Source organism: Caballeronia sp. M23-90, assembly GCF_053574605.1.
Genome location: NZ_JBSIPA010001058.1, coordinates 1 through 255 on the forward strand (window position 1 = coordinate 1; position 255 = coordinate 255).

At 59.2% G+C, this 255-nt stretch carries 1 protein-coding gene; it reads left to right on the forward strand.

The window, feature by feature from the left end:
* The coding region (locus ACRXB1_RS37795) for a GTP-binding protein (RefSeq protein WP_449494985.1) at window positions 1–255 on the forward strand (255 nt) is incomplete at both ends.

Below are 255 nucleotides of genomic sequence, written 5' to 3' on the forward strand. Positions count from 1 at the left end.
GCCCGGGTCACGCCGACTATGTGAAGAACATGATTACGGGTGCAGCGCAGATGGACGGCGCAATCCTGGTGTGTTCGGCTGCAGACGGCCCGATGCCGCAAACGCGTGAGCACATCCTGTTGGCTCGTCAGGTTGGCGTGCCGTACATCATCGTGTTCCTGAACAAGTGCGACATGGTGGACGACGCCGAGTTGCTGGAACTCGTCGAAATGGAAGTGCGTGAGCTTCTGTCGAAGTACGATTTCCCGGGCGACG